The following is a 21,707-nucleotide window of genomic DNA, read 5'->3' on the forward strand; positions in this document are numbered from 1 at the left end:
CGTGGATCCTGACGGTTCCTGGCAAGGCGCGCCGACGAGGCGTAGCGGGGACTACGGCGAGGAGGCGCAACGCCGCCAGGGGCCGTCAGGGCCGCGACAATCGTAACGGTATTTGCGGGACGGGACACTAATGTCCTGTAACCGAAGGGGCGCAAAGGAGATGGGACGCGGGGTGCGGCGTCCAGGTGAACGTGATGGGCACGCCGCGTGGTGGGGCTTACGCCGGGGGCAACCGGCCCTCGTCGGTTGACTCCAGCGGATCCCGCTGTACTTCCACGGCTGGCGGAGGCGCGGTGGGCCAGGCCTTCAGGACCGCCTGGATGACCGTTGCCAGGGGGATGGCGAAGAAGATGCCCCAAAAGCCCCAGATGCCGCCGAAGAACAGAATCGCGACGATGATCGCAACCGGGTGCAGGTTCACGACTTCGGAGAACATGATCGGCACCAACACATTGCCGTCGAGCGCCTGGATGATGGCGTAGGCGATCATGACCCAGGCAAACTCGGCCCCGAAGCCGAACTGGAAGTAAGCGATGAGCCCAATGGGGATCGTCACCACGGCGGCACCAATGTAAGGGATGATCACGGACAACCCCACCATCAGCGACAACAGCATGGCGAAGGACAGGCCCAACAGTGAGAAGGTGATGTAGGTCACGAACCAGACGATGAGGATCTCCAGGAACTTGCCGCGTACATAATTGCCGATCTGCGCGTCCACATCCCGCCACACGGTGACCAGCAGGCCGCGATCCCGCGGCAGGTAGCGGGTCACCCAGTTCATCAACATCTCCTTGTCCTTGAGGAAGAAGAACACCAGAAAGGGCAAGAGCACCAGATACACCAGCAGCGTGATGACCACCACGACAGACTGAAACGAGAACTGTGTGAGCAGGGTCTGCCCCCAATCCAGCGCTTCGCGACGGATGACAAAGATGAGGTCCGCGATCTGCTGCTCCGAGAACAGCTGCGGGTATTGCTGGGGCAGCTGCATGAGCAACTCCTGACTCGTGCTCAGGATTTTGGGGAGCTCGTCGACAAGCTGGGTGATTTGCCTCACCAACACCGGAATTAACGCAAAGAACACAAGCAGAAGGCCGGTGAAGAACAGCACGAACACGAGCGTCACTGCAGCCAAGCGCGGGACATGCCACCGCTCGAGGATGCGCACGATACCCTCGAGCAGATAGGCCAACACCAGGCTGGCCAGCACGGGGGCGAGCATGTTCCCGAAGAAAACAATGGCCGCCAGGCCCGCGAGCAGCACCACAGCCAAGCCGATCACTTGCGGGTTGTCGAAGTGGCGGCGAAACCACTCGCGTATCAACTGCATCGATGTCTCCCTGGTCGCCGCCTACGTTGCCGCTGGCGAGCGAAGACCACTGCACACCACGTCAGTAGGCGCCCATCCTCTCATCGGCGCCCGCAGGCTGCACGGCATTCCTGCGGCGGCTAGCCGCCGGCGATGCTGCCTTTGTGCCAAGCATGATAGCGTGTCGGACCATTGGCACGAAAATCGGGAACGGGTTTGGTGCGCCCTGGTCCAAAGGTCACAATGAATGGACTGCTGGTCGGCGATGGGTAGCGATAGCCACTGTTTACGCCTACGCGCCCCGCCGGTTCGCGACGTGTACCTGTGACCGGAGCGCAGAAAAATCCCGTGCATCGCACTGCCGCATTTGTGTTCGCCATCTTCCTGGCTGTCGCCACCACCCCTGCGACCGCCCAGGAGTCGTTGCGTCTGCCTGACCTGGGCGATGCAGCAAGCGGAGCACTCTCGGTACCTGAGGAGAAGCGCCTTGGCGAGCAACTGATCCGCCAGGTCCGGCTCCGGGTACCGATGGTGGATGATCCGGAGCTCCGGCATTATGTCCAGGACCTGGGTGAGCGGCTGGCATCGCGAGCCGGCACGCCCGATATGACATACAACTTCTTCGTCGTAGACAGCCCCGCCATCAATGCGTTCGCCATGCCGGGGGGCTACATCGGCATCAACCGTGGCCTCATCGAGCGCACCCGCTCAGAGAGTGAATTGGCCGCGGTGATGGCTCACGAAATCGCCCACGTAAGCCAGCGCCATATCGCGCGGCGGCTGGACGACTCCCGCGGTGGCGGGCTGCAGACGCTTGGGATTATCCTGGCCGCTATTCTCATGGGCACCCAGGACTCCAGCCTCGGCAGTGCCGCGGCCATCGGTGGCATTGCCGGCTCGATCCAGGAGCAGCTCAATTACAGCCGCAACCATGAGCGCGAGGCCGACAACATCGGCATCCGAATTTTGGCCGATGCGGGGCTGGATCCCGAGGGCATGCCGCGCTTTTTCGAGCGCCTGGCTGAGGCAACGCAGTATCAGCAGCAGCCACCCGAATACCTCAGCACCCACCCGGTCACGGAGTCCCGGATTGCCGAGTCGCGGGAGCGGGCAAGCCGGTATCGGGACAGCGCCCCGGACGAGAGCGCCACCTACGGCCTGATCCGGGCGCGCATGCTTGTGCAGCGGTCCAACGAACCCAAGGATGCCATCCGCCATTTCCGCGCCGCGGTGGACGGCGCGAGCGAGGAGCAGTCCGCGTTTGCCGCGCGTTTCGGGCTGGCGCTGGCGAAGATGGCCGATGAGCAGTTGGAGGCCGCCAGGGAGGACCTGGAGGCGCTGCTGGGAGAAGACGGCGAGCGCGTGTCTTACTACATTGCCCTGGCCGAGGTGCAGCGGGAGGCCGGTGAGCCGCAGGCTGGCCTCGAGACGCTGCAACTCGGCCTGGACCTGTACCCTGGCAATTACCCACTCACCCTGCACACAGCCCGCGCGTTGCTGCGCCTGGATCGCCCCATGGACGCACGGCACCTGGTCAGGCGACACACGCAACGACATGGCGGCGATGCGGAGCTCTACCGCCTGCACGCCGAGGCAGCAACGAGCGCCGGCCTGAGGTATGAAGGCTTGCTCGCCCTGAGCGAACACCACTACCAACGCGGCAATCTCCACCTCGCCATGGATCAACTAGACCGGGTCGCCAACGCCTCGAACGCGGAAATCCATGAACGCTCGCGCGCCGTATCCAGGCGCCAGGATATCCAGCGCGAGCTGGAACGGGAGCGATATTACTGATCTTCCACCAGAGGTCAGCGTCTCTCGAGACACACGCGCAAGTGCGGCGCGGATGCAACATCACCCGCGTTCGCGTAGATAGACTGTTGCGCCGCAGCAACAAAAAAGGTTGTCAGCCGAGCCGCGCAGGTTACAATGCATACCGTTGCAGGTTGCCATCGACGCTCCGTGGAGCGGGCAAAAAAAACCCCCTCAGGCGAGGGGGCGGGAAGGGCGACTAGGAAGTCGCCTGGAGGAGAAGCGAACCGGGCATTAAGAACCGGGTAATTCAAGTCTGGCTAAGCGCTCCGGTCTCGACGACGAGACACGACAACTACAAAAGCGAATAAAGTCAACTCAAGAAGAGCGCCGATCGGGGAACGTCCTTCCGGGAGTTCCCATTTTTTTGCGCTCTGAATGTTGCCGCGCAACATACTATGCTAGACCAATTTGTCTGTCAACGCGCGCACCGACAATCCCACCGCACAACCCATGCTCTACCGATCCTGAAGGGGAAACGGTCGCCTGACGTCGTGTGGCGTCAGCCGCACACTGCCAGCCGGGTTGTGCATCGCGTCATGGATTCACGTGAAGAATAGGGGCAGGTGAATCACCTGTCAACCGACAATCTGACGAGTCCGTCACATTTCGGTGCATTGCCTCCCGCGGGTTGCAAGCAAGGTGACATATCGACCCGCGCTGGCGAGGCCATTGGCTGCCGGGAGGGGGAAAAAAGAGTGATAGAGCGAGGGGGGAACCGGCTCATCCTGGCCGAATGGCGTCACTCCTCCGAGCCGGAGCGGCGTTTGCCGGCACTTGGCCCCTTGGCACCACCTGAGCCGTTCTTGTCCTTGCGCTTGCCGCCGGACATTTCGTTACCTTCGCTGTCGAGGCCGCTCATGCGACGCCACATATCAAGATTGCGCTCGGCGATCTGCCTTAACATGGTCATGGGATTGGCATCCATGAAGTCGCGGGTCTGCTCGCGCAATGCACGCTGCTGCTCCGACCACATGTCCATGCTCTTTTCCAGGTAGTCAGTCAGCAGGTTCTGCATGTTGCCGCCGTAGGAGCGGATGATCTGAGCGAGCAGTTCGCTGCTGAAGATGGGCTCTCCCCCTTCCTCCTCTTCGCTGATAATCTGCAGAAGAATTGTTCTCGTGAGGTCATCCTGCGTCTTGGCGTCTACGACCTGAAACTCGACGCCGTCAAGCACGAGCCGCTTGACGTCAGCAAGCGTGATGTAACTGCTAATCGCCGTGTCATAAAGACGGCGATTCGGGTACTTCTTGATGATGCGAACGTCGTCATTGCTCATGAGCAGGTTCACCCTTGCCGTCGACCGCGGAGGAGTAGCCCCCGCGGCCTTTTGCTCAACCAATCAACGGGCAACGGCGAGCGCCACCCCCTGACCGCCACCGATGCACAATGTCGCTAATCCCTTCTTGGCATCGCGGCGTTTCATTTCGTGCAGCAAGGTTACCAGGACTCGGCACCCCGACGCACCGATCGGATGCCCCAGAGCGATCGCCCCGCCGTTTACGTTGACGCGATCCATATCCCACTTGAGCTCCCGCGCCACGGCAAGCGCCTGTGCGGCAAAGGCTTCATTGGCTTCGACCAGATCGAGATCCGGCACCGACCAACCCGCCCGCTCCAGGCAACGCTGTGTGGCTGGCACCGGGCCAGAGCCCATGATCGCAGGATCCACCCCGGCGCTCGCGTAGGCCTGTACCCGGGCCACTGGCTCCAGCCCCAGTTGGTCCGCCTTACGCGCCGACATGACCAGCACGACCGCGGCGCCATCATTCAGCCCGGAGGCATTCCCCGCCGTGACTGTGCCTTCCTTGTTGAACGCCGGTCGCAACTTGGCGAGACTCTCTGGCGTGGTGCCAGCCTTCGGGTGCTCGTCTTGATCCACCACCACCGGGCTACCCTTACGCTGAGGCACCTCGACAGGAATAATCTCGTCGCGGAAACGCCCGGCCTCCATGGCGGCTACGGCGCGCTGCTGGGATTGCGCCGCAAAGGCATCCTGCTCCTCGCGGGAAATACTGTATTTCTCGGCGAGATTCTCGGCGGTCACCCCCATGTGGTATTGGTTGAAGGCATCCCATAACCCGTCGCGAATCATGGTGTCTTCCAGCTTCCAGTCCCCCATGCGCTGGCCGTTCCGGGAATTGGGTAGCGCATGGGGCGCCCTGCTCATGCTCTCCTGGCCGCCGGCGATCACGACTTCCGCGTCACCGAGACGGATTGCCTGAGTGGCCATGGCGACAGCCTTAAGCCCACTACCGCACACCTTGTTGATCGTGATGGCCGGAACCCGGTCCGGAAGGCCGGCATGAATGGCCGTTTGCCGCGCCGGATTCTGCCCGGCTGCTGCCGTGAGCACCTGGCCGAGGATGACCTCATCCACCTTGTCAGGCGACACGCCGGCGCGCTCAAGCGTCCCGCGAACCGCCTGCGAGCCGAGCTCCACTGCCGTCAATGACGCCAGACTACCGCCGAAGGCGCCCACGGCGGTACGTCCCGCCGCTACAATGACTACCTCTTCCATAACCACCTCCTCAGAATTGCGTCTTCGCGAAGACGCAGGGAACGGTCCGACACCGACCAAGCGGCGCGGCACCGAAATAGCCGTCCACGCCGCACAGCCACGTGGACGCCCAGCGTTTCGATCACAGCCGTATCATGGACGTATACTCGCAGCCCGTCACCGTTATTCTCAAGATTCCGGCAAGGCAACAGCTCGCAACAACGCCGCATGCGCCAGGCGCGAGCCCCTATGCAGTCGTGGAGCCTTCACCCTCACTGGCAAGGCGAAGAAACGCCCGGGCTTTGTCTTTGGTCTCCTGGTACTCCGCGGCTTCGTCCGAATCCATCACCAAGCCACCGCCGGCGCGATAGGTCATGATCCCATCCTGACAGACAGCCGTACGGATGGTGATGCTTGTATCCATAGCGCCATCGTAGCCCAAGTATCCAATCGCGCCGCAGTAAAGGCCCCGCCGGCTCGCCTCCAACTCCGCGATGATTTCCATGGCCCGCTTCTTCGGTGCCCCGGTAATCGACCCACCGGGGAAGCAGGCGCGCAGCAGCTCACTCGCCGAGACACCCTGGCGTAACCGTCCCTCCACCACACTGACCAGGTGATGCACGTTGGCAAAGGTCTCGATGCCGAAAAGCTGGCGGACCCGCACGCTGCCCAGCCGGCACACCTTGCCCAGATCGTTGCGCAGCAGGTCGACGATCATGACGTTCTCGGCCAGATCCTTAGGACTTGCCGCCAGCTCACGAGCCAGCGCGCGGTCGGCCTGCGGGTCGGGATGCCGTGGCCGCGTACCCTTGATCGGCCGGGTCTCCACGTGATCCCCGGCCACGGCCAGGAATCGTTCCGGTGACAGGCTAAGCACCGCCTGCCCGCCCGGCAGGCCCAGCCAGGCGCCGTGGGGTACCGGCGTCCAGCGCCGCAAGCGGCAATAGGCATCGAACGGGTCACCGGAGAATGCGCAGCGGAACGCCCGCGCCAGGTTCACCTGGTAGCAGTCGCCATCACGCAGATAGCCCTTGACCGCGCGGAATGCGTGTCCGTAGCCCTCCCGATCCGGTTCTTCCGCCAGGGTTTCGGCCCGGAAATGTTCCGGTGGGGCAGGCGCGGGGCCATGGATCCGCTCGCGCAGGGCCGCCGCCTCCGCCTGCCCACCCGGGCGCTGCACGAGCACGGCACGCCGCGCTCGATGGTCGAGCACCAGGGCACAGTCGTAGAAGCCGAGATACAGCTCCGGCAGCCCGTCCGTCGGGCGCTGATCCGGCATCGTCACCACGTCCGCCTGGCCGAGATCGTAGCCAAAGCAGCCGAGTGCGCCACCGGTGAACGGCAAACCGTCCACTGGCGCCTGCGCAGGACCCAGCATCTCTCGAATCAAGACCCAGGGATCGCCATGCACCGGGGACCAGCGGTCCCACTCGCGCAACCACAGCACGCCGGCCTGCTGCATGAGTTCGCGCCCCGGAAGGGCGCTCATGATGTCAAACCGCGCCTGCGCGTCCGGGGCACCGCTGTCCAGCCAGCAGGCACCCGGCAGTTGGCGCAGCCGGGCGAATAACGCCGCGGGATCCTCCGGGTATTGCAGGTCCGTGTACTTCAACAAATTGAAACCTTTCCGGGTCACCGCGGGCCCCCGTGGAGGCGAGATGGTGAGCGGGGGACGTCCGGTGGGGGTAGTAAGGTACAAGGCGAAAGGTACAAGGCGCAAGGTGCGTAGCAGCAATTCTAACTTTTACCGATCTTCCGTGGCCCATGGCTCTCGGCCGTCATTCCCGCGGTGGTATGTGGTGGAGCCATGCCGTGACACCGGCGCCGATCGAAGGGTGTAGGGTGCCATTAGCGGCAGCGTAATGCACCGTTAAACAAACCGCGCCGAAGGCGCACGAGCCCAGCATGCGTTGTGCGCCTGCGGCGCCCTGTCATTGACGGCGGGTTACGCTTCGCTAACCCTCCCTACGGGGTGGAGTCCTGCCGTGGCACCGGCGTCGGCGCCCGGGAGGCGCTGGCTTTAGTGCCATAATTGGCATTGCTGGGGGCGAAGAAAGCCCTTTGACAACAGCTGTAGCGGTGGTGGCCATGGTCGCATGTTATCTTTAGGCCCCGCATGATCGGCTCTTCGCGATAGGGAGCGTACAGGCCATTGCCACGCAGGCTCCAGCTCCACCACACACTGGATTTCGAGACCGCGCCATGGGCTGGCTGAGCAACCTGCACGACCAGTGGCTCGGCGCTCCGCGGGTGCGGCTCAATCTTGCGCTGCAGGGCGGAGGCAGCCATGGCGCCTTTACCTGGGGCGTACTGGACCGACTACTTGAAGAGCAGCGCATTGGTTACGACGGACTGAGCGGCGCCAGCGCCGGCGCCATTAACGCCGTCGCCCTTGCCAGCGGTTACCTCGCCGGCGGCCGCGAAGCGGCGCGGCGCAGCCTCGAGCAGCTCTGGCGCGCGGTGAGCGAACAGGCACAGTTGGGGCCGCTCCAGGCGACGCCCCTGGATTACCTGCTGCACGGCGGCTGGAACCGCGACTGGTCACCGGGTTTTATGCTCGTGAACAGGCTAAGCCGAATGGCCTCCCCGTATCAGCTCAACCCGACCGGTTACAACCCCGTGGTCCGGGTGCTCGAGGACACCATCGATTTCCAGCGCCTGCGGGCTGACCCACGGCTGCGTCTGTTCGTCGCCACCACCAACCTGCGCACGGGCCGGTTACGGCTGTTTCGCAACAACGAACTCACTGCCCAAACCGTCGCGGCGTCGGCCTGCTTGCCGCTGCTTTTCCACGCCATCGAGATCGACGGCGAGCACTACTGGGACGGCGGTTACACGGCGAACCCAGCCTTGTGGCCACTGGTGCTGGAGTGCCACGCACGCGATCTGTTGCTCGTGCAGCTCACGCCACGGGAGCGCAAGGACATCCCGACAAGTGTCGCGGAGATCGTTGACCGCGCCAACGAAATCTCCTTCAACGCCAGTGTGATGCGCGAATTGGAGCTGCTGGGCATGCTGCGCACCGGCGTTGCTGCCGTCCCCCACAGCCTGCCCTGGCGGGCCCACAGGCTGCACACCATCGACACGGGCACCATCACCGAGGGCATGGGCCGGAACAGCCGGATCAACCCGGATTGGAATTTCCTCTGCCACCTGCGGGACGAAGGACGCAATTGCGCCGAAACCTGGCTGAAAAAAAACGGTGGCCACCTGGGGCGCCGCAGTTCCATACAGGCAACAGGTTGAAAGCCCTTCAGCACGACGCGCCGTCTGCGGTTTTTAATCGGCTTCCGGAGCCGTGCTAAGCTCTGACGGCACCGTGCCGGGCGGTGCGGACCTTCGAGCGCATCGCCTGCACAACAGCTGCAATCGATTGAGGGCGTGGCATGGCAGGTCATAGTAAATGGGCCAACATTCAGCACCGGAAAAAGGCGCAGGATGCGAAACGGGGCAAGGTCTTTACCAAAATGATCCGGGAGATCACCGTCGCCGCGCGTATAGGCGACCCGGACCCGGATTCGAATCCACGCCTGCGCCTGGCCGTGGACCGGGCGTTGGCTGTCAATATGCCCAAGGACAACATCGAGCGCGCGATCAAGCGCGCCGCCGGCGAGGATGACGGCGCGATCTACGAGGAGCTGCGCTACGAGGGCTACGGCCCCAACGGCGCGGCGATCATGGTCGAGACCATGACGGACAATCGCAACCGCACCGTCTCGGAGGTGCGCCATGCATTCAGCAAGTACGGTGGGAAACTTGGCACCGACGGCTCCGTGGCGTTCCTGTTCACTCACGCCGGCGTGCTCACCTTCGCACCGGGGACCGACGAGGAGCATGTGATGGAGCTGGCCCTGGAGGCCGGTGCCGAGGATGTCGCCACCAATGACGACGACTCCATCGAGGTCATCACGTCACCCGAGGACTATATGCAAGTGCGGGACAGGCTGGTCGCCGGCGGACTGGAACCGGCGGATAGCGAGGTCACCATGCGCCCGGCTACCACTGTCACCCTGACCGGCGACGACGCGGTGAAGATGATCAAACTGCTGGAGCGTCTGGACGATCTGGACGACGTCCAACGCGTCTACCACAACGCGGACATTGAGGAGGAGGCCTACGCCGAGGCGTAGGACGGGCACCATGACACGGGTCCTCGGCATTGACCCGGGCTCACGCCTGACTGGCTACGGCCTCGTCGATGCCGAGCGCGGATTCTACCGGTATGTGGACAGCGGCGTCATCCGAACCCTGGACGCGCCGTTGCCGGAGCGGTTACGGGTCATTTTTCAGGACCTGAGCCGGATCATCGGCGCACATAAGCCCACCATCATGGCGGTGGAACAGGTGTTTGTGCAGAAGAACATCGGCTCCGCGCTCAAGCTCGGTCAGGCGCGCGGCGCGGCAATCTGTGCCGGCGTCACCCAGGACCTGAGCGTGACCGAATACACCCCACGCGCCGTCAAGCAGGCGCTGGTCGGCACCGGCGCCGCAGACAAGGCACAAGTCGCGCATATGGTCAGGCAGCTGTTGCGCCTGGAGAGCGCACTGGCCGAGGATGCCGCGGACGCCCTGGCCGTGGCCCTGTGCCACGTGCATCAGACACCCCTGCAGCAACGCATCCATGACACCCTGGGGAAACGGCCATGATCGGGCGCCTTACCGGTATTCTCGCGGAAAAGCAGCCACCACACCTGCTCATCGACGTCCACGGGGTGGGCTATGAAGTCCAGGCCCCCATGTCCACGTTCTATGACCTGCCGGCCGTGGGCGAGCGCGTCTCGCTGCACACGCACCTGGTCGTGCGGGAGGACGGCCAGAGCCTCTACGGCTTCGGCTCCGGGCGCGAGCGGCAGCTCTTCCGAGCGCTGATCCGCGTGAGCGGTGTGGGACCCAAGCTCGGGCTGACGCTATTGTCCGGGATGCGCGTGGACGAATTCATCCAGTGTCTGCAGGATCAGGATTCCAGCCGGCTCACGCGCATGCCGGGGGTCGGGCGTAAGACCGCCGAACGCTTGGTGATCGAGATGCAAGACCGGGTCAATGCGTTCACAGGCGAGGCGGCGCCAGCGACGATGCGGGGCGAGGACACCGTTTGCGAAGCGGTCGATGCCCTGGTGGCCTTGGGGTACAAACCGGCGGAGGCCAGTAAGCTGGTCAGCCGCGCGGGCGACTCCGATCTGCCGAGCGAAGAACTCATACGCAGGGCCTTGCAGAAATCCGTAAAATGATCGCAGGGGGCAGCCGCCCGGCGATTGAGCACAGGAAGGCCTCATGATTGAATCCGACCGCGTGGTCGCCGCCAATGCCTGCCCCGAAGACGAGGCCCTGGACCGGGCCATCCGCCCGAAACAGCTAGCCGACTATGTGGGCCAGCCGACGGTGCGCGAGCAACTTGAGATCTTCATCGAGGCGGCACGCCGGCGCGGGGAGGCGCTCGATCATGTGCTCATCTTCGGTCCACCGGGGCTGGGCAAGACCACATTGGCCCACATTGTGGCCAACGAGATGGGCGTGAACCTGCGCCAGACCTCTGGCCCGGTACTGGAGAAGGCCGGCGACCTGGCCGCACTGTTGACCAACCTGGAACGTCACGATGTGCTGTTCGTGGACGAGATTCACCGCCTGAGCGCCGTCGTCGAAGAAGTGCTCTACCCGGCTATGGAAGACCACAAGATCGACATTATGATCGGCGCAGGTCCCACCGCCCGCTCCATCAAGCTCGACCTGCCCCCGTTCACCCTGGTTGGTGCCACCACCCGGGCGGGCCTGCTCACCGCACCGCTGCGCGCCCGGTTCGGTATTACCCAGCGCCTGGACTACTATGGCGAAGAGGACCTGGCCGGTATTGTTATACGCTCGGCCCGGCTGCTGGCACTGCAAGTCGATGACGCCGGCGCGCGGGAGATTGCCCGCCGGTCGCGCGGGACCCCGCGGATCGCCAACCGCTTGCTGCGGCGGGTACGCGATTACGCCCAGGTGCGCGCCGACGGCCAGGTCACCCTGGCGGTGGCCGATGAGGCGCTGCGCATGCTCAATGTCGATGACACCGGGTTCGACGAGCAGGACCGGCGGCTGCTGCAGACCATCATTGAAAAATTCGACGGAGGCCCGGTGGGTGTGGACAACCTGGCAGCGGCGATCGGCGAGGAGCGCGGCACCATCGAGGAAGTACTGGAGCCGTTTCTGATTCAGCGCGGATACTTGATGCGCACGCCTCGCGGCCGCATGGCCACGCCCAGCGCATTCCGCCATTTCGGGCTGGCCCCGCCGCCCCCCGCGCAAGCGCCCTCCGGGGACCTATTCTCCGGTTTTACCGACCCCTGACGAGCACCCGCCGGCATGAGTCTGTATCAGCCCAAATCCATCCTGAAGCTGACCCTCTACGGGTTCGGCTTCGTCAGCCTGCCGCTGATCATGGCCCTCGGCTATGCGTGGCTGAACGTGGATCGGCTGGCGAATCAAAGCCAGCATGCCGTCTACCAGGCGGTCCAGGCGATCACCGCCAGCCGCCAACTCATCGACCTGATCACCACCATAGAGCGCAGCGGCCGCCAGTACCGAATTCTCGAGGAACAAGAGTTCCTGGAGAGCGTGGAAGATGCCCACGAGGAGTTTCAAGAGACCGTGGAGCGACTGCATCGGCTGCCGCTGGACGACGAACACCGAGACCTCGTGGACGATTTTGTCGATGCCGAAGAGGCCATCGTCGCACGGATTGCCGCAAACACCCCCCCCGGACCCGAGCAGATCGAACTGACCCATGCGTTCATGGCGCTCAACCAGCTTGGCCAGGAGGTGCTCTCGGGCAGTAACCGCATGGTCGACCGGGAAGTGGTTACCATGCAGGACACCGCGGCGCGCGCACAGCAGGTGCTGTTCTGGCTCGCGATTGCCCTGGCACCGCTGACATTCGTGTCCGTGGCGATCTTCACGACACTGATCACCCGGCCGGTCCGGCAGCTGGATCGGATCATCCGCCGCCTCGGCGACGGCGACTTCCAACACCCCGTCCACGTCTCAGGCCCCCAGGACCTGCAGTACGTCGGCGAGCGCCTGGAGTGGTTGCGTCAGCGGCTGCTGGAGCTCGAGGAGCAGAAGGCCCGCTTTCTGCGCCACGTGTCCCATGAACTCAAAACACCGCTGACCGCGATCCGGGAAGGCGCAGACCTTCTCAAGGAGCGGTCCGTCGGTGAACTCAACGAAGAGCAGCAGGACATCGCCCGAATCCTCGCCAGCAATACCCAGCAGCTGCAGCGCCTGATCGAGGACCTGCTCAACTTCAGCATGGCGACTGACACGGCGACACGACTCGATATCAACCGTACCCGCCTGGCACCTCTAATTGACGAAGTGGCGCGCAACCACAAACCGGCCATGCTCTCAAAGGATCTCCGCCTCGAGACCCGACTCCAGGATCTGCACGTACAGGCGGACCCGGAGAAGCTGCGGACCATTGTCGACAATTTGCTGTCGAACGCCGTTAAGTTCTCCCCCACGGGGGGGCGAATTCGGGTCGTATTGGTCCGCGAGGGCGAACACGTCATACTGAGTGTGTCGGATCAGGGCCCTGGGATTGCAGCCGGGGAACAGGAGGCGGTCTTCGATGCCTTCTTCCAGGGCAGCATCCGGGCCAGAGGCTACGTTAAAGGATCGGGCCTGGGGCTATCTATTGCCAAGGATTACACGCAAGCCCATGGTGGACGCATTCAAGTGGATACACCAGAAGGCAGAGGAACCCGGATTCGGGTGGAACTGCCCCTGAAGGCAAATCACACAACGTCATGACACACGCACAACTGCAGCTCACAGGCTCGCGCTCCCCGCGGACCCATCGCCATTTGGCCCTCCTGCTCCTGCTGCCGCTGCTCGGCGGCTGTCAGGCGATTACGGAGCGGTTATGCGAGACGGCGGACTATTGCCACGTGTCGCCGGAAGAAGACGCCACAGACCTCGGTGACGACCTTCTCAACTACGCTGTGATGGTTGAGGCCATGAATCCGACGGCGCTGCGCGCTGAAGACCAACGTTTACGGGCATCCATCGACGACGCCAGGTGCACGGACAACCATGTCCGTCTGGCCCTGGTCTCCACCCGCCTGGAGCCAAACGGCGAGTTGCCCAACACCGTTATGCAAGGGGTGGCCCAGTGCCGAGAGGCCACGGACAAACGACCGGCGCGCGCAGCCCTGGCATTCGTCTTGCATGAGGCACATGAGCACCGTGCTGCCAAGGAGTCGCGCGTTGCCGAACTCGAACACGCTTTGGATCAGAAAGAGGCTCTCAACCGCGCGCTCGAGGGGCAGCTTGAGGCCCTTAAGGCCATCGAACGCAGCATCCTTGAGCGCAACCGGGACTAAGTAATCATCGACCGATTCCCCAAGAGGACATGACGATGGAGCGGCGCAGCATACTTCTCGTGGATGACGACCCAGGCCTGCTCCGGCTGCTCTCGATACGGTTGAAATCCGCCGGCTACACGGTCACCGCCGCGAGCAGCGGCGAAGAGGCCCTGGCGAACATGTCCGCGGCACGACCGGACGTGGTCATCACGGACCTGCGCATGGGCGGCATGGATGGTCTGGCGTTGTTCGAAGCCATTCATGAAAATCACCCGACCTTGCCGGTGATCATCCTGACCGCCCACGGTTCCATTCCGGATGCCGTGCAAGCCACCCGACGTGGCGTTTTCAGCTTCGTCACCAAGCCCTTCGACAGCCAGAAGCTGCTCGAGCAGGTCGCAGTTGCCCTGGAAGTCTCCGGCGGCACCAGCGAGGACCGCGTGCCGGCGGACGACGATTGGAGCCAGCACATTCTGTGCCGCAGCGCGCTGATGAAGGACGTACTCAGTAAGGCGCGCATGGTGGCGAACTCCGACGCCAGCGTCTTTATCCGCGGCGACAGCGGGACTGGCAAGGAGTTGCTGGCGCAGGCCGTCCACCGCGCCAGCCGGCGGCGGGATAAACCCTTTATTGCCGTCAACTGCGGCGCCATCCCCGAACCGCTTTTGGAATCCGAACTGTTCGGCCATCGCAAGGGCTCGTTTACCGGCGCGACACAGGACCATCAGGGCCTGTTCCAGGCGGCGGACGGCGGCACGCTGCTACTCGACGAAATCGGCGACATGCCGCAGCCGTTGCAGGTGAAGCTGCTCCGCGTGCTGCAGGAAAGCCAGGTCCGCCCCGTCGGCGCCACGGCGTCGGTGTCCGTTGACGTGCGCATCATCTCGGCGACTCACCGGCAACTGGACGACGAAATGCGAGAGGGCCGCTTCCGGGAAGACCTCTACTACCGGCTCAACGTTGTGTCCCTGGAACTGCCGGCCCTGGCAGAGCGGCGGGAAGACATTCCGCTGCTGGTGAACCACTTTCTGCAGGCGCTGGCGCACAAATATGATAAGCGGGCGCGCAGCTTCGCACCGGAGGCCATGGAACGTCTGGTAAGTGCCCCGTGGCCCGGCAATGTGCGCCAGCTCTACAACGTTGTGGAACAGACCGTAACCCTTTCCACCACGCCGGTGATCCCCGACAGTCTGGTCCAGTCCGCCCTGCGGGACGAGCCGGGGTCGATCGTGCCTTTCGCCGACGCGCGCCGGCGTTTCGAGAAAGACTATCTCGCCCGGCTGCTGCAGACGACAGGCGGCAATGTGAGCCAGGCCGCCCGGCTAGCCCGCCGAAACCGCACGGAATTCTACAAGCTACTGCATCGCCACCACATCGATCCGTCCCTGTTCAAGGCCCAGGACCACTAGACCGGTCTGTCGGTCCTGATCCGCCCCGGGCTGTCTCCCTATGGCGACGGCCCGGAAGCCACTGGCATCAGGGCGAACGAGGCAAACACGGTAATAGCGTCGGCATTTGACGACACACGATCACCCCCTCGCGGCGCATCGACCCTTGCCGGTCGCACGGCTTGTCTTTACATTGTGTTCGCCCGGTTTTCGCGCAATCGCCAGGCACCTCGATGGCTGGGGGTAGCAGACAGCCAGTGCGACGGTACGGGTGGAAGAGACATTGACTGAATTCAGCTGGCCCGTTCGGGTCTACTACGAGGACACCGACGCCGGTGGCATCGTTTATCACGCGAATTATTTAAGGTTCTTTGAGAGATCCCGCACGGAATGGCTGCGTAATTTGGGCTTTAATCAGGACCGGCTGCGGCGTGAACAGGGGCTGCTTTTTGTGGTCCACGACATGACCGTGCGGTTTCATCAACCGGCCCGATTCGACGATCGGCTCACCGTAACCTGCGCCATGACTCAGGCACGGGGAGCCAGCATTCGCTTCCAGCAGGCGATACTCGAAGCAGACCGGCAGAGTCTGCTGTGCGACGCAGCACTGACGCTCGCGTGCATCGATAGCCAACAATTCAGACCCCGGCCCATCCCCAAGACCATTCGAGCGGAGATGCAGCATGCAAGGTGAGATGTCCATCCTCCAGCTGGTGCTGGAAGCCAGTATTTTGGTTCAGGCAGTGATGCTGATCCTGGTGCTGGCGTCCGTGGCGTCCTGGGCACTGATCTTCCGCAAGCGCTCCGTGGTCAGCGGCGCGACCCGCTCCGCCGAGGAATTCGAGGATCGCTTCTGGTCCGGGGGCAATCTGGCGGAAATCTACGCCCGCGTGGGCTCATCGGAAGAGGCCAACGGTGGCATGGAGCGGATGTTCCGCGCCGGGTTCCGGGAATTCTCGCGCATGCGCAAGCAGGGCGCCTCACCGGAGGCGCAGGTGGAGGCTTCGCAGCGGGCCATGCGGATCAGCCTCTCGCGCGAGGAGGACGACCTGGAAGCCTATCTGCCCTTTCTGGCCACCGTCGGCTCCACCAGCCCCTACATCGGCCTATTCGGCACGGTATGGGGTATCATGAACTCATTCCGTGCGCTGGGCGCGCAGCAACAGGCAACGCTGGCCACGGTCGCACCAGGCATCGCCGAGGCCCTGATTGCCACGGCCCTGGGTTTGTTCGCAGCCATTCCGGCCGTCATCGGCTATAACCGCTACGCCAGCTCCGTGGAACGGCTCTGCGGTCGCTATGAGACATTCATGGAAGAGTTCATCAGTATTCTGCAGCGCCACGCACACACGCAGGCCTCGCAACAGACCCAGGAAAGGCGGGGTTGACGATGCGCCGTGCCCATCGTGCCAGACGTAAGCCCATGTCGGAGATCAACGTCGTTCCCTATATCGATGTGATGCTCGTGCTGCTGGTGATCTTTATGGTCACAGCGCCGCTGCTTTACCAGGGCGTTGACGTGGAGCTTCCCCGCGTGGAGGCGGAACCGCTGCCGCAGGACGAAAACGACCCGGTGATCGTGACCGTGACCCGTGAGGGCGAGTTGCTGGTCAGCATCGGAGCGGATCCGGATGAACCCGTCGGCCGCGCGGACGTCACGGAGTTGGTTGGCCGCGTGATGCGCAACAGCCCGGGCACGCCAGTGCTCGTGCGCGGGGATGAGCAGGTGCCCTATGGGCGCGTGCTCGATACCATGTCCATGCTGCAACAGGCGGGGGCCCCCAAGGTCGGCCTGATGACGCGCCCCCCGTCGGATGATGGGTGACGATGGGCGATTGGCTCACGAAATTGGCATCTGTACGGTACGTGCTCTATTCCGTGGTGGCGCATGCCGTGCTGTTTAGCGTCCTGTTCGTGCAGTTTGCGGGGCCTTCCGTTACGCAACAGCAGGAGCCCCCGGAGATCATTGACGCTGTGGTCCTCGACGAAGAGCAGGTGATGGCGCCGATTGAGGAAAGACGCCGAGCCGAGGAAGCCGCCGCGCGGCAAGCCGAGCAGGCGCGCGAGCGCCAGGAGGCCGAAGAGCAGCGCCGGCGCGAGGAGGAGGAACAGCGCCAGCGCGAAGCGGAGGAACGCGCACGTCTCGAAGAAGAGCGCCGGCAGCAGGAGGCCGAGGAACAGGCGAGGCGCGAAGAGGAACGCCGGCGGCAGGAGGCGGAAGAACAGGCACGACGCGAAGAGGAACGCCGACAGCAGGAGGCGGAAGAACAGGCACGACGCGAGGCGGAAGCGGAACGGCGCCGGCAGGAAGAAGAGGCCGAGCGGCGTGCCCAGGAGCAAGCCGAGCGCGAGGCCGAGGAGGAGCGCCGGCGGCAGGAGGCGGAGGCCGAGCGGCTCAGGCAAGAAGAGGAAGCGCGCCGCGAGCGCGAACGCCAGGAAGAGCTGGAGCGCCAGCGCCAGGCCGAGGAAGAGGAGCGCCGGCGCCGGGAGGAAGCCGAACGCCAGCGGCGCGAAGAGGAGGAAGAGGCCCGACGCCAGCGCGAAGCGGAATTGCAGCGCCAGGCGCAGGAAGAGCAGCTTGAACGACAGGCACAGCGTGCCATTAGTCGGCTGCAGGCCGTCTGGCAGCGAGAGGTGGAGGATGCCTGGTCGCGCCCACCCGGTGCGGAGGCAGGCCTGACCGCCGATGTCCGCGTGCGGCTGCGTCCCAACGGTGATGTCGTCAGCACGACGATTGAGCGCAGCAGTGGCAGTACATCATTTGATCGCTCGGCGGAGAATGCCATCCGGCGCGCCTCGCCGCTTAGCGTTCCCGACAACGAGGAGGTGTTCCAGCGTGCCGGGCTGGAGCACTTCGTTTTCCGATTCAACCCGGACAGACAACCATGAATGGATCATTAAAAGCACTGGCCGTGACGGCCTTGACACTGGGCATGCTGCCCGGGCTTGCGAAGGCCGAGCTGGTGGTGGAGATCACCCGCGGCGCGGAGGCCGCACTGCCGATCGCTGTAGCGGACTTTGGCGACCACGGCGAGGCACTGCCCGAGGACATGGCGGGCATTATCCGCGACAACCTCCTGCGCAGCGGTCAGTTCGATCCGCTACCCAGGGAGGAATTCATCGACAACCCCACGCGTAGCGACGACGTGCGCTTCGAGAACTGGCGGGCCCTTGGGGTGGACAGCCTGGTCGTGGGCGAGGGCCGGCGCAATGGCCCCGATTACCAGATCCGTTTCGAATTGCTGGACGTGTTCACCGGCGAGCGCCTGATCGGCCGCAGCTTCAACGCGTTTCGGCCTGCCCTGCGTTCGCTGGCGCACGTGATCAGCGACAGCATCTACGAGGAGCTTCTCGGCCGGCCCGGCGCCTTCAACACCAGGGTGGCCTACGTCGCCATCGACGAGCAGGGTGACGAGCGGGAATTCCAGCTGATTGTGGCCGATGCCGACGGCCATGACCCGCAGTCCATCCTCACCTCCCCTGAGCCACTGCTGTCGCCGGCATGGTCCCCGGATCGCGAGCGCCTGGCGTACGTCTCCTTCGAGGACCGGCGCTCGGAGATCTATGTTCAGGATATCGGCACCGGGGAGCGGCAGAATGTCGCCAGCTTCCGCGGGCTGAACAGCGCACCGGCCTGGTCGCCGGACGGCACGCGCCTCGCGGTCACTCTCTCCCGCGACGGCCAGACGGACATCTACGCTCTGGACATCGACAGCGGTGAGACGACCCGGATCACGGATCATTATGCGATCGACACCGAAGCAGCCTGGTCGCCGGACGGGGAGTCCCTGTATTTCACCTCCGACCGGGGCGGCAGCCCGCAGATCTACCGGGTGAATGCCGATGGCGGCAATGTCCAGCGCATCACCTACGAGGGCAACTACAACGCCTCGCCGGACATTTCTCCCAACGGTGACCAGCTCGCCATGATCCATCGGAGCGACAATGGCTTCCGGGTGGCCGTCCAGGATCTGGAGCGTCACCGCTTCCGCATTCTCAGCGAAGGCCCGCACGACGAGAGTCCGAGCTTTGCACCCAACGGCGACATGGTGGTCTATGCCACGCGGCAGAATGGCGTCGGCGTGCTGGGTACGGTCTCCCTCTACGGCGAGGCGCGAAACATCATGGCCACTGAGGGGCTTACGCTCCGGGAACCGGCCTGGTCTCCGGACTGACATCCACGACGGAGCTGATTAAAAGACCTGAATAGAACAAGCCAAGACGCGAGAGGACGATAATCATGTCAAGCATGCGACACCTGTTTTCCCCCTGGCTGCTGATCGCGGCCCTTGCGCTCATCCTCACGGCCTGCGCCACACCCGGTGAGGAGGAAGAGCGGGTCGAAGACCCTGATGAAATGACGGAAGAAGAGCGCGCGCAGGCACGCGAAGAGCTACGCCGGGCAGCCGAAGCGCGCGGCGTGCGTGACCGGGACGAGCTGACCGGCGAGGATTTGCGGCAAGCCCTGGAGGATCCGGACAGCCCCATCAACAAGCGCATCGTGTATTTCGCTTTTGACAGCAGCGTGATTCGCGACGAGGATATGCCCATACTGAGAGCACACGGCGATTTTTTGGCCGACCACCCGGGGCAGCGAATCACGATCGAAGGACATACCGACGAGCGTGGCGCGCGTGAGTACAATTTGGCCCTCGGTGAGCGTCGGGCGCAGGCGGTCAAGCGCGTTCTTGTGCTCAGCGGCGCCACCGACGACCAGCTCGAAGTCGTGAGTTACGGCGAAGAGAGCCCCGTGAACTCCGCGAGTAGCGAAGATGCCTATGCGGAAAATCGCCGGGCGGAACTCGTATACACGCGATAAGCAGCAGTGGCGGCCTTTAGGGCCGCCGATTGGATAGGTACCCTGATGAATGCCCTCCCACGCGCCAACGATCACCGTGTCGGCTCCGGTATCCTTGCCGTCGTTTTAAGTGCGGTGCTGGCTGCACCGCTGGCGACAGCAGACGACGATATCGAGCGCCGCCTGCATCGCATCGAACGGCTCCTGGATTCCGGCGCCCTCGCCGAGCTGAGCAACCGCCAGGAACGCCTGCAGCGGAACATCTCCCAGCTGCTCGGTGAAGTGGAATCCATGAACCGGGAGCTCGAGGAGGTGCAGCGCCAGCAGCGTAACCTGTTCGAGGACCTGGACGATCGCCTCATGGAGCTGGAGCAAGCGGCCGCGGCCGCACCCGAGACACCGACCCACGGTGACGGCATGGCTCCAGTGGTCCCTGAGACGCCGACGCTGGATGCCGCGGTCGCCGGTGAGGACACCGGGACACCCGATGCAGACACCGACGCCGAGGCGGCCGACGCCTACTCACGAGCGTTCTCGCTGTTGCGGGACGGCGATTACCAGCGCGCCGGCGACGGCTTCCGCGAGATCCTGGAGAGCCACCCGGACAGCGACTACGCCGACAACGCCCGCTACTGGCTGGCGGAGACCTACTACGTGGTGCAGGAGTTCGACGAGGCCATGGAGCACTTCCAGGTGATCGTCGACGACCCCGACAGCGACAAGCACCCGGACGCCTTGCTGAAGGCCGGCTATATCCACTACGAGCGCGAAGAGTGGGACGAAGCTCGGAGGCTGCTCGAAACCGTGCGCGACGAATACTCCAACACGACCACCGCCAGCCTTGCCGGTAACCGTCTGGAAATGATGGAGGACGAAGGCCGCTGACCAGCAATCATGAACGAAACCGCGAACACAGTCCGGCTGCGAATCACTGAGATTTTCCATTCCCTTCAGGGAGAAGCCCGTACCGTGGGCTGGCCCACCGTGTTTGTGCGTCTCACCGGGTGTCCCCTGCGTTGCCAGTACTGCGATACGGCGTATGCCTTCCACGGCGGTGCGGCCCGATCCCTGCCGGAGATTCTGGCAACCGTGCAGCAGTATGGCAGCCGACACGTCACCGTGACCGGTGGCGAACCCCTGGCGCAGAAAAAGGGTTGTCATGCCCTGCTCCAGGCTTTGGTCGATGCCGGGCACGAGGTGTCTCTGGAGACCAGCGGCGCCATGGCCATCGACGGCATTGATTCCCGTGTCAGCCGGGTGGTGGATCTCAAGACCCCTGCCTCCGGGGAGTGCCGGCGCAACCTCTGGAGCAATATTGATCTGCTGGAAGGTAACGACCAGGTGAAGTTCGTCATCTGCGACCGCGCCGACTATGACTGGTCCCGTGAGGTGCTCGGGAACCACGCCCTCGCCGAGCGCTGCGAGGTCCTGTTCTCTCCCAGTTTCGGCCAACTCAGTGCGCGGGAGCTCGCCGACTGGATCGTCGCCGACGCCCTGCCGGTGCGCTTCCAGGTCCAGCTGCATAAACTGCTCTGGGGCGATGTCCCGGGACGCTGAC

At 63.9% G+C, this 21,707-nt stretch carries 21 protein-coding genes; 17 read left to right on the plus strand and 4 right to left on the minus strand.

What is annotated here, in order from left to right:
- Positions 1–217: 217 nt before the first annotated feature.
- Positions 218–1,333 (minus strand): AI-2E family transporter, encoded by a 1,116-nt coding sequence (locus QZT63_RS13810; RefSeq protein ID WP_290652073.1) that lies wholly within the window; start codon positions 1,331–1,333, stop codon positions 218–220.
- Positions 1,334–1,660: 327 nt separating this feature from the next.
- On the opposite strand from QZT63_RS13810, the gene QZT63_RS13815 reads away from it, so the two are divergent.
- Positions 1,661–3,106, plus strand: a complete 1,446-nt coding sequence (locus QZT63_RS13815) for a M48 family metalloprotease (protein WP_290652074.1) — start codon at positions 1,661–1,663, stop codon at positions 3,104–3,106.
- Between the two features lie 760 nt (positions 3,107–3,866).
- Here the strand turns inward: QZT63_RS13815 and phaR are convergent.
- The 3 genes from phaR to pabB all read right to left on the minus strand — a co-directional run bounded on the left by phaR (position 3,867) and on the right by pabB (position 7,236).
- Positions 3,867–4,403 (minus strand): polyhydroxyalkanoate synthesis repressor PhaR, encoded by a 537-nt coding sequence (gene phaR, locus QZT63_RS13820; protein ID WP_290652075.1) that lies wholly within the window; start codon positions 4,401–4,403, stop codon positions 3,867–3,869.
- Positions 4,404–4,466: 63 nt separating this feature from the next.
- Positions 4,467–5,645 (minus strand): acetyl-CoA C-acetyltransferase, encoded by a 1,179-nt coding sequence (locus tag QZT63_RS13825; RefSeq protein WP_290652076.1) that lies wholly within the window; start codon positions 5,643–5,645, stop codon positions 4,467–4,469.
- A gap of 226 nt (positions 5,646–5,871) precedes the next feature.
- Positions 5,872–7,236 carry an aminodeoxychorismate synthase component I gene (gene pabB / locus QZT63_RS13830; protein WP_290652077.1) on the minus strand — a complete coding sequence of 455 codons (1,365 nt, stop codon included), beginning with the start codon at positions 7,234–7,236 and terminating at the stop codon, positions 5,872–5,874.
- Positions 7,237–7,826: 590 nt separating this feature from the next.
- On the opposite strand from pabB, the gene QZT63_RS13835 reads away from it, so the two are divergent.
- From QZT63_RS13835 to queE, 16 genes are all read left to right on the plus strand, one after another.
- Entirely contained in the window at positions 7,827–8,870 is a 1,044-nt protein-coding gene (locus QZT63_RS13835; protein ID WP_290652078.1) for a patatin-like phospholipase family protein, read from the plus strand.
- Between the two features lie 140 nt (positions 8,871–9,010).
- Entirely contained in the window at positions 9,011–9,754 is a 744-nt protein-coding gene (locus tag QZT63_RS13840; protein ID WP_290652079.1) for a YebC/PmpR family DNA-binding transcriptional regulator, read from the plus strand.
- 10 nt (positions 9,755–9,764) lie between these two features.
- A complete protein-coding gene (gene ruvC / locus QZT63_RS13845; RefSeq protein ID WP_290652080.1) occupies positions 9,765–10,271 on the plus strand; it encodes a crossover junction endodeoxyribonuclease RuvC in 507 nt (168 codons plus the stop codon).
- Positions 10,268–10,852: a Holliday junction branch migration protein RuvA gene (gene ruvA / locus QZT63_RS13850; RefSeq protein WP_290652081.1), complete on the plus strand. Its 585-nt coding sequence runs from the start codon at positions 10,268–10,270 to the stop codon at positions 10,850–10,852. Before ruvC ends, ruvA begins: the two co-directional genes overlap by 4 nt.
- Positions 10,853–10,895: 43 nt before the next feature.
- Positions 10,896–11,948 carry a Holliday junction branch migration DNA helicase RuvB gene (gene ruvB / locus QZT63_RS13855; RefSeq protein ID WP_290652082.1) on the plus strand — a complete coding sequence of 351 codons (1,053 nt, stop codon included), beginning with the start codon at positions 10,896–10,898 and terminating at the stop codon, positions 11,946–11,948.
- Between the two features lie 15 nt (positions 11,949–11,963).
- Positions 11,964–13,409 carry an ATP-binding protein gene (locus tag QZT63_RS13860; protein WP_290652083.1) on the plus strand — a complete coding sequence of 482 codons (1,446 nt, stop codon included), beginning with the start codon at positions 11,964–11,966 and terminating at the stop codon, positions 13,407–13,409.
- Complete coding sequence (locus QZT63_RS13865) at positions 13,406–13,981, plus strand: hypothetical protein (protein ID WP_290652084.1); 576 nt, start codon at positions 13,406–13,408, stop codon at positions 13,979–13,981. The genes QZT63_RS13860 and QZT63_RS13865 overlap by 4 nt, the downstream gene beginning before the upstream one ends.
- 29 nt (positions 13,982–14,010) lie before the next feature.
- Positions 14,011–15,372, plus strand: coding sequence for a sigma 54-interacting transcriptional regulator (locus tag QZT63_RS13870; RefSeq protein WP_290652085.1), 1,362 nt, complete (start codon positions 14,011–14,013; stop codon positions 15,370–15,372).
- Between the two features lie 262 nt (positions 15,373–15,634).
- A complete protein-coding gene (ybgC, locus tag QZT63_RS13875; RefSeq protein WP_290652086.1) occupies positions 15,635–16,045 on the plus strand; it encodes a tol-pal system-associated acyl-CoA thioesterase in 411 nt (136 codons plus the stop codon).
- The gene (tolQ, locus tag QZT63_RS13880) at positions 16,035–16,739 is read left to right on the plus strand and encodes a protein TolQ (protein WP_290652087.1); all 705 of its coding nucleotides are present in this window, start codon (positions 16,035–16,037) and stop codon (positions 16,737–16,739) included. Before ybgC ends, tolQ begins: the two co-directional genes overlap by 11 nt.
- A 35-nt stretch (positions 16,740–16,774) precedes the next feature.
- Positions 16,775–17,176: a protein TolR gene (gene tolR / locus QZT63_RS13885; RefSeq protein WP_290652088.1), complete on the plus strand. Its 402-nt coding sequence runs from the start codon at positions 16,775–16,777 to the stop codon at positions 17,174–17,176.
- Positions 17,177–17,178: 2 nt separating this feature from the next.
- Complete coding sequence (gene tolA / locus QZT63_RS13890; protein ID WP_290652089.1) at positions 17,179–18,240, plus strand: cell envelope integrity protein TolA; 1,062 nt, start codon at positions 17,179–17,181, stop codon at positions 18,238–18,240.
- The gene (tolB, locus tag QZT63_RS13895) at positions 18,237–19,526 is read left to right on the plus strand and encodes a Tol-Pal system beta propeller repeat protein TolB (RefSeq protein WP_290652090.1); all 1,290 of its coding nucleotides are present in this window, start codon (positions 18,237–18,239) and stop codon (positions 19,524–19,526) included. The genes tolA and tolB overlap by 4 nt, the downstream gene beginning before the upstream one ends.
- A gap of 74 nt (positions 19,527–19,600) precedes the next feature.
- Positions 19,601–20,170: a peptidoglycan-associated lipoprotein Pal gene (gene pal / locus QZT63_RS13900; RefSeq protein ID WP_290652099.1), complete on the plus strand. Its 570-nt coding sequence runs from the start codon at positions 19,601–19,603 to the stop codon at positions 20,168–20,170.
- Between the two features lie 45 nt (positions 20,171–20,215).
- A complete protein-coding gene (gene ybgF, locus QZT63_RS13905; RefSeq protein WP_290652091.1) occupies positions 20,216–21,034 on the plus strand; it encodes a tol-pal system protein YbgF in 819 nt (272 codons plus the stop codon).
- Positions 21,035–21,043: 9 nt separating this feature from the next.
- Positions 21,044–21,706 carry a 7-carboxy-7-deazaguanine synthase QueE gene (queE, locus tag QZT63_RS13910; protein WP_290652092.1) on the plus strand — a complete coding sequence of 221 codons (663 nt, stop codon included), beginning with the start codon at positions 21,044–21,046 and terminating at the stop codon, positions 21,704–21,706.
- Position 21,707 lies beyond the last annotated feature (1 nt).

Source organism: Aquisalimonas sp., from assembly GCF_007120195.1.
Taxonomy (GTDB): domain Bacteria; phylum Pseudomonadota; class Gammaproteobacteria; order Nitrococcales; family Aquisalimonadaceae; genus Aquisalimonas.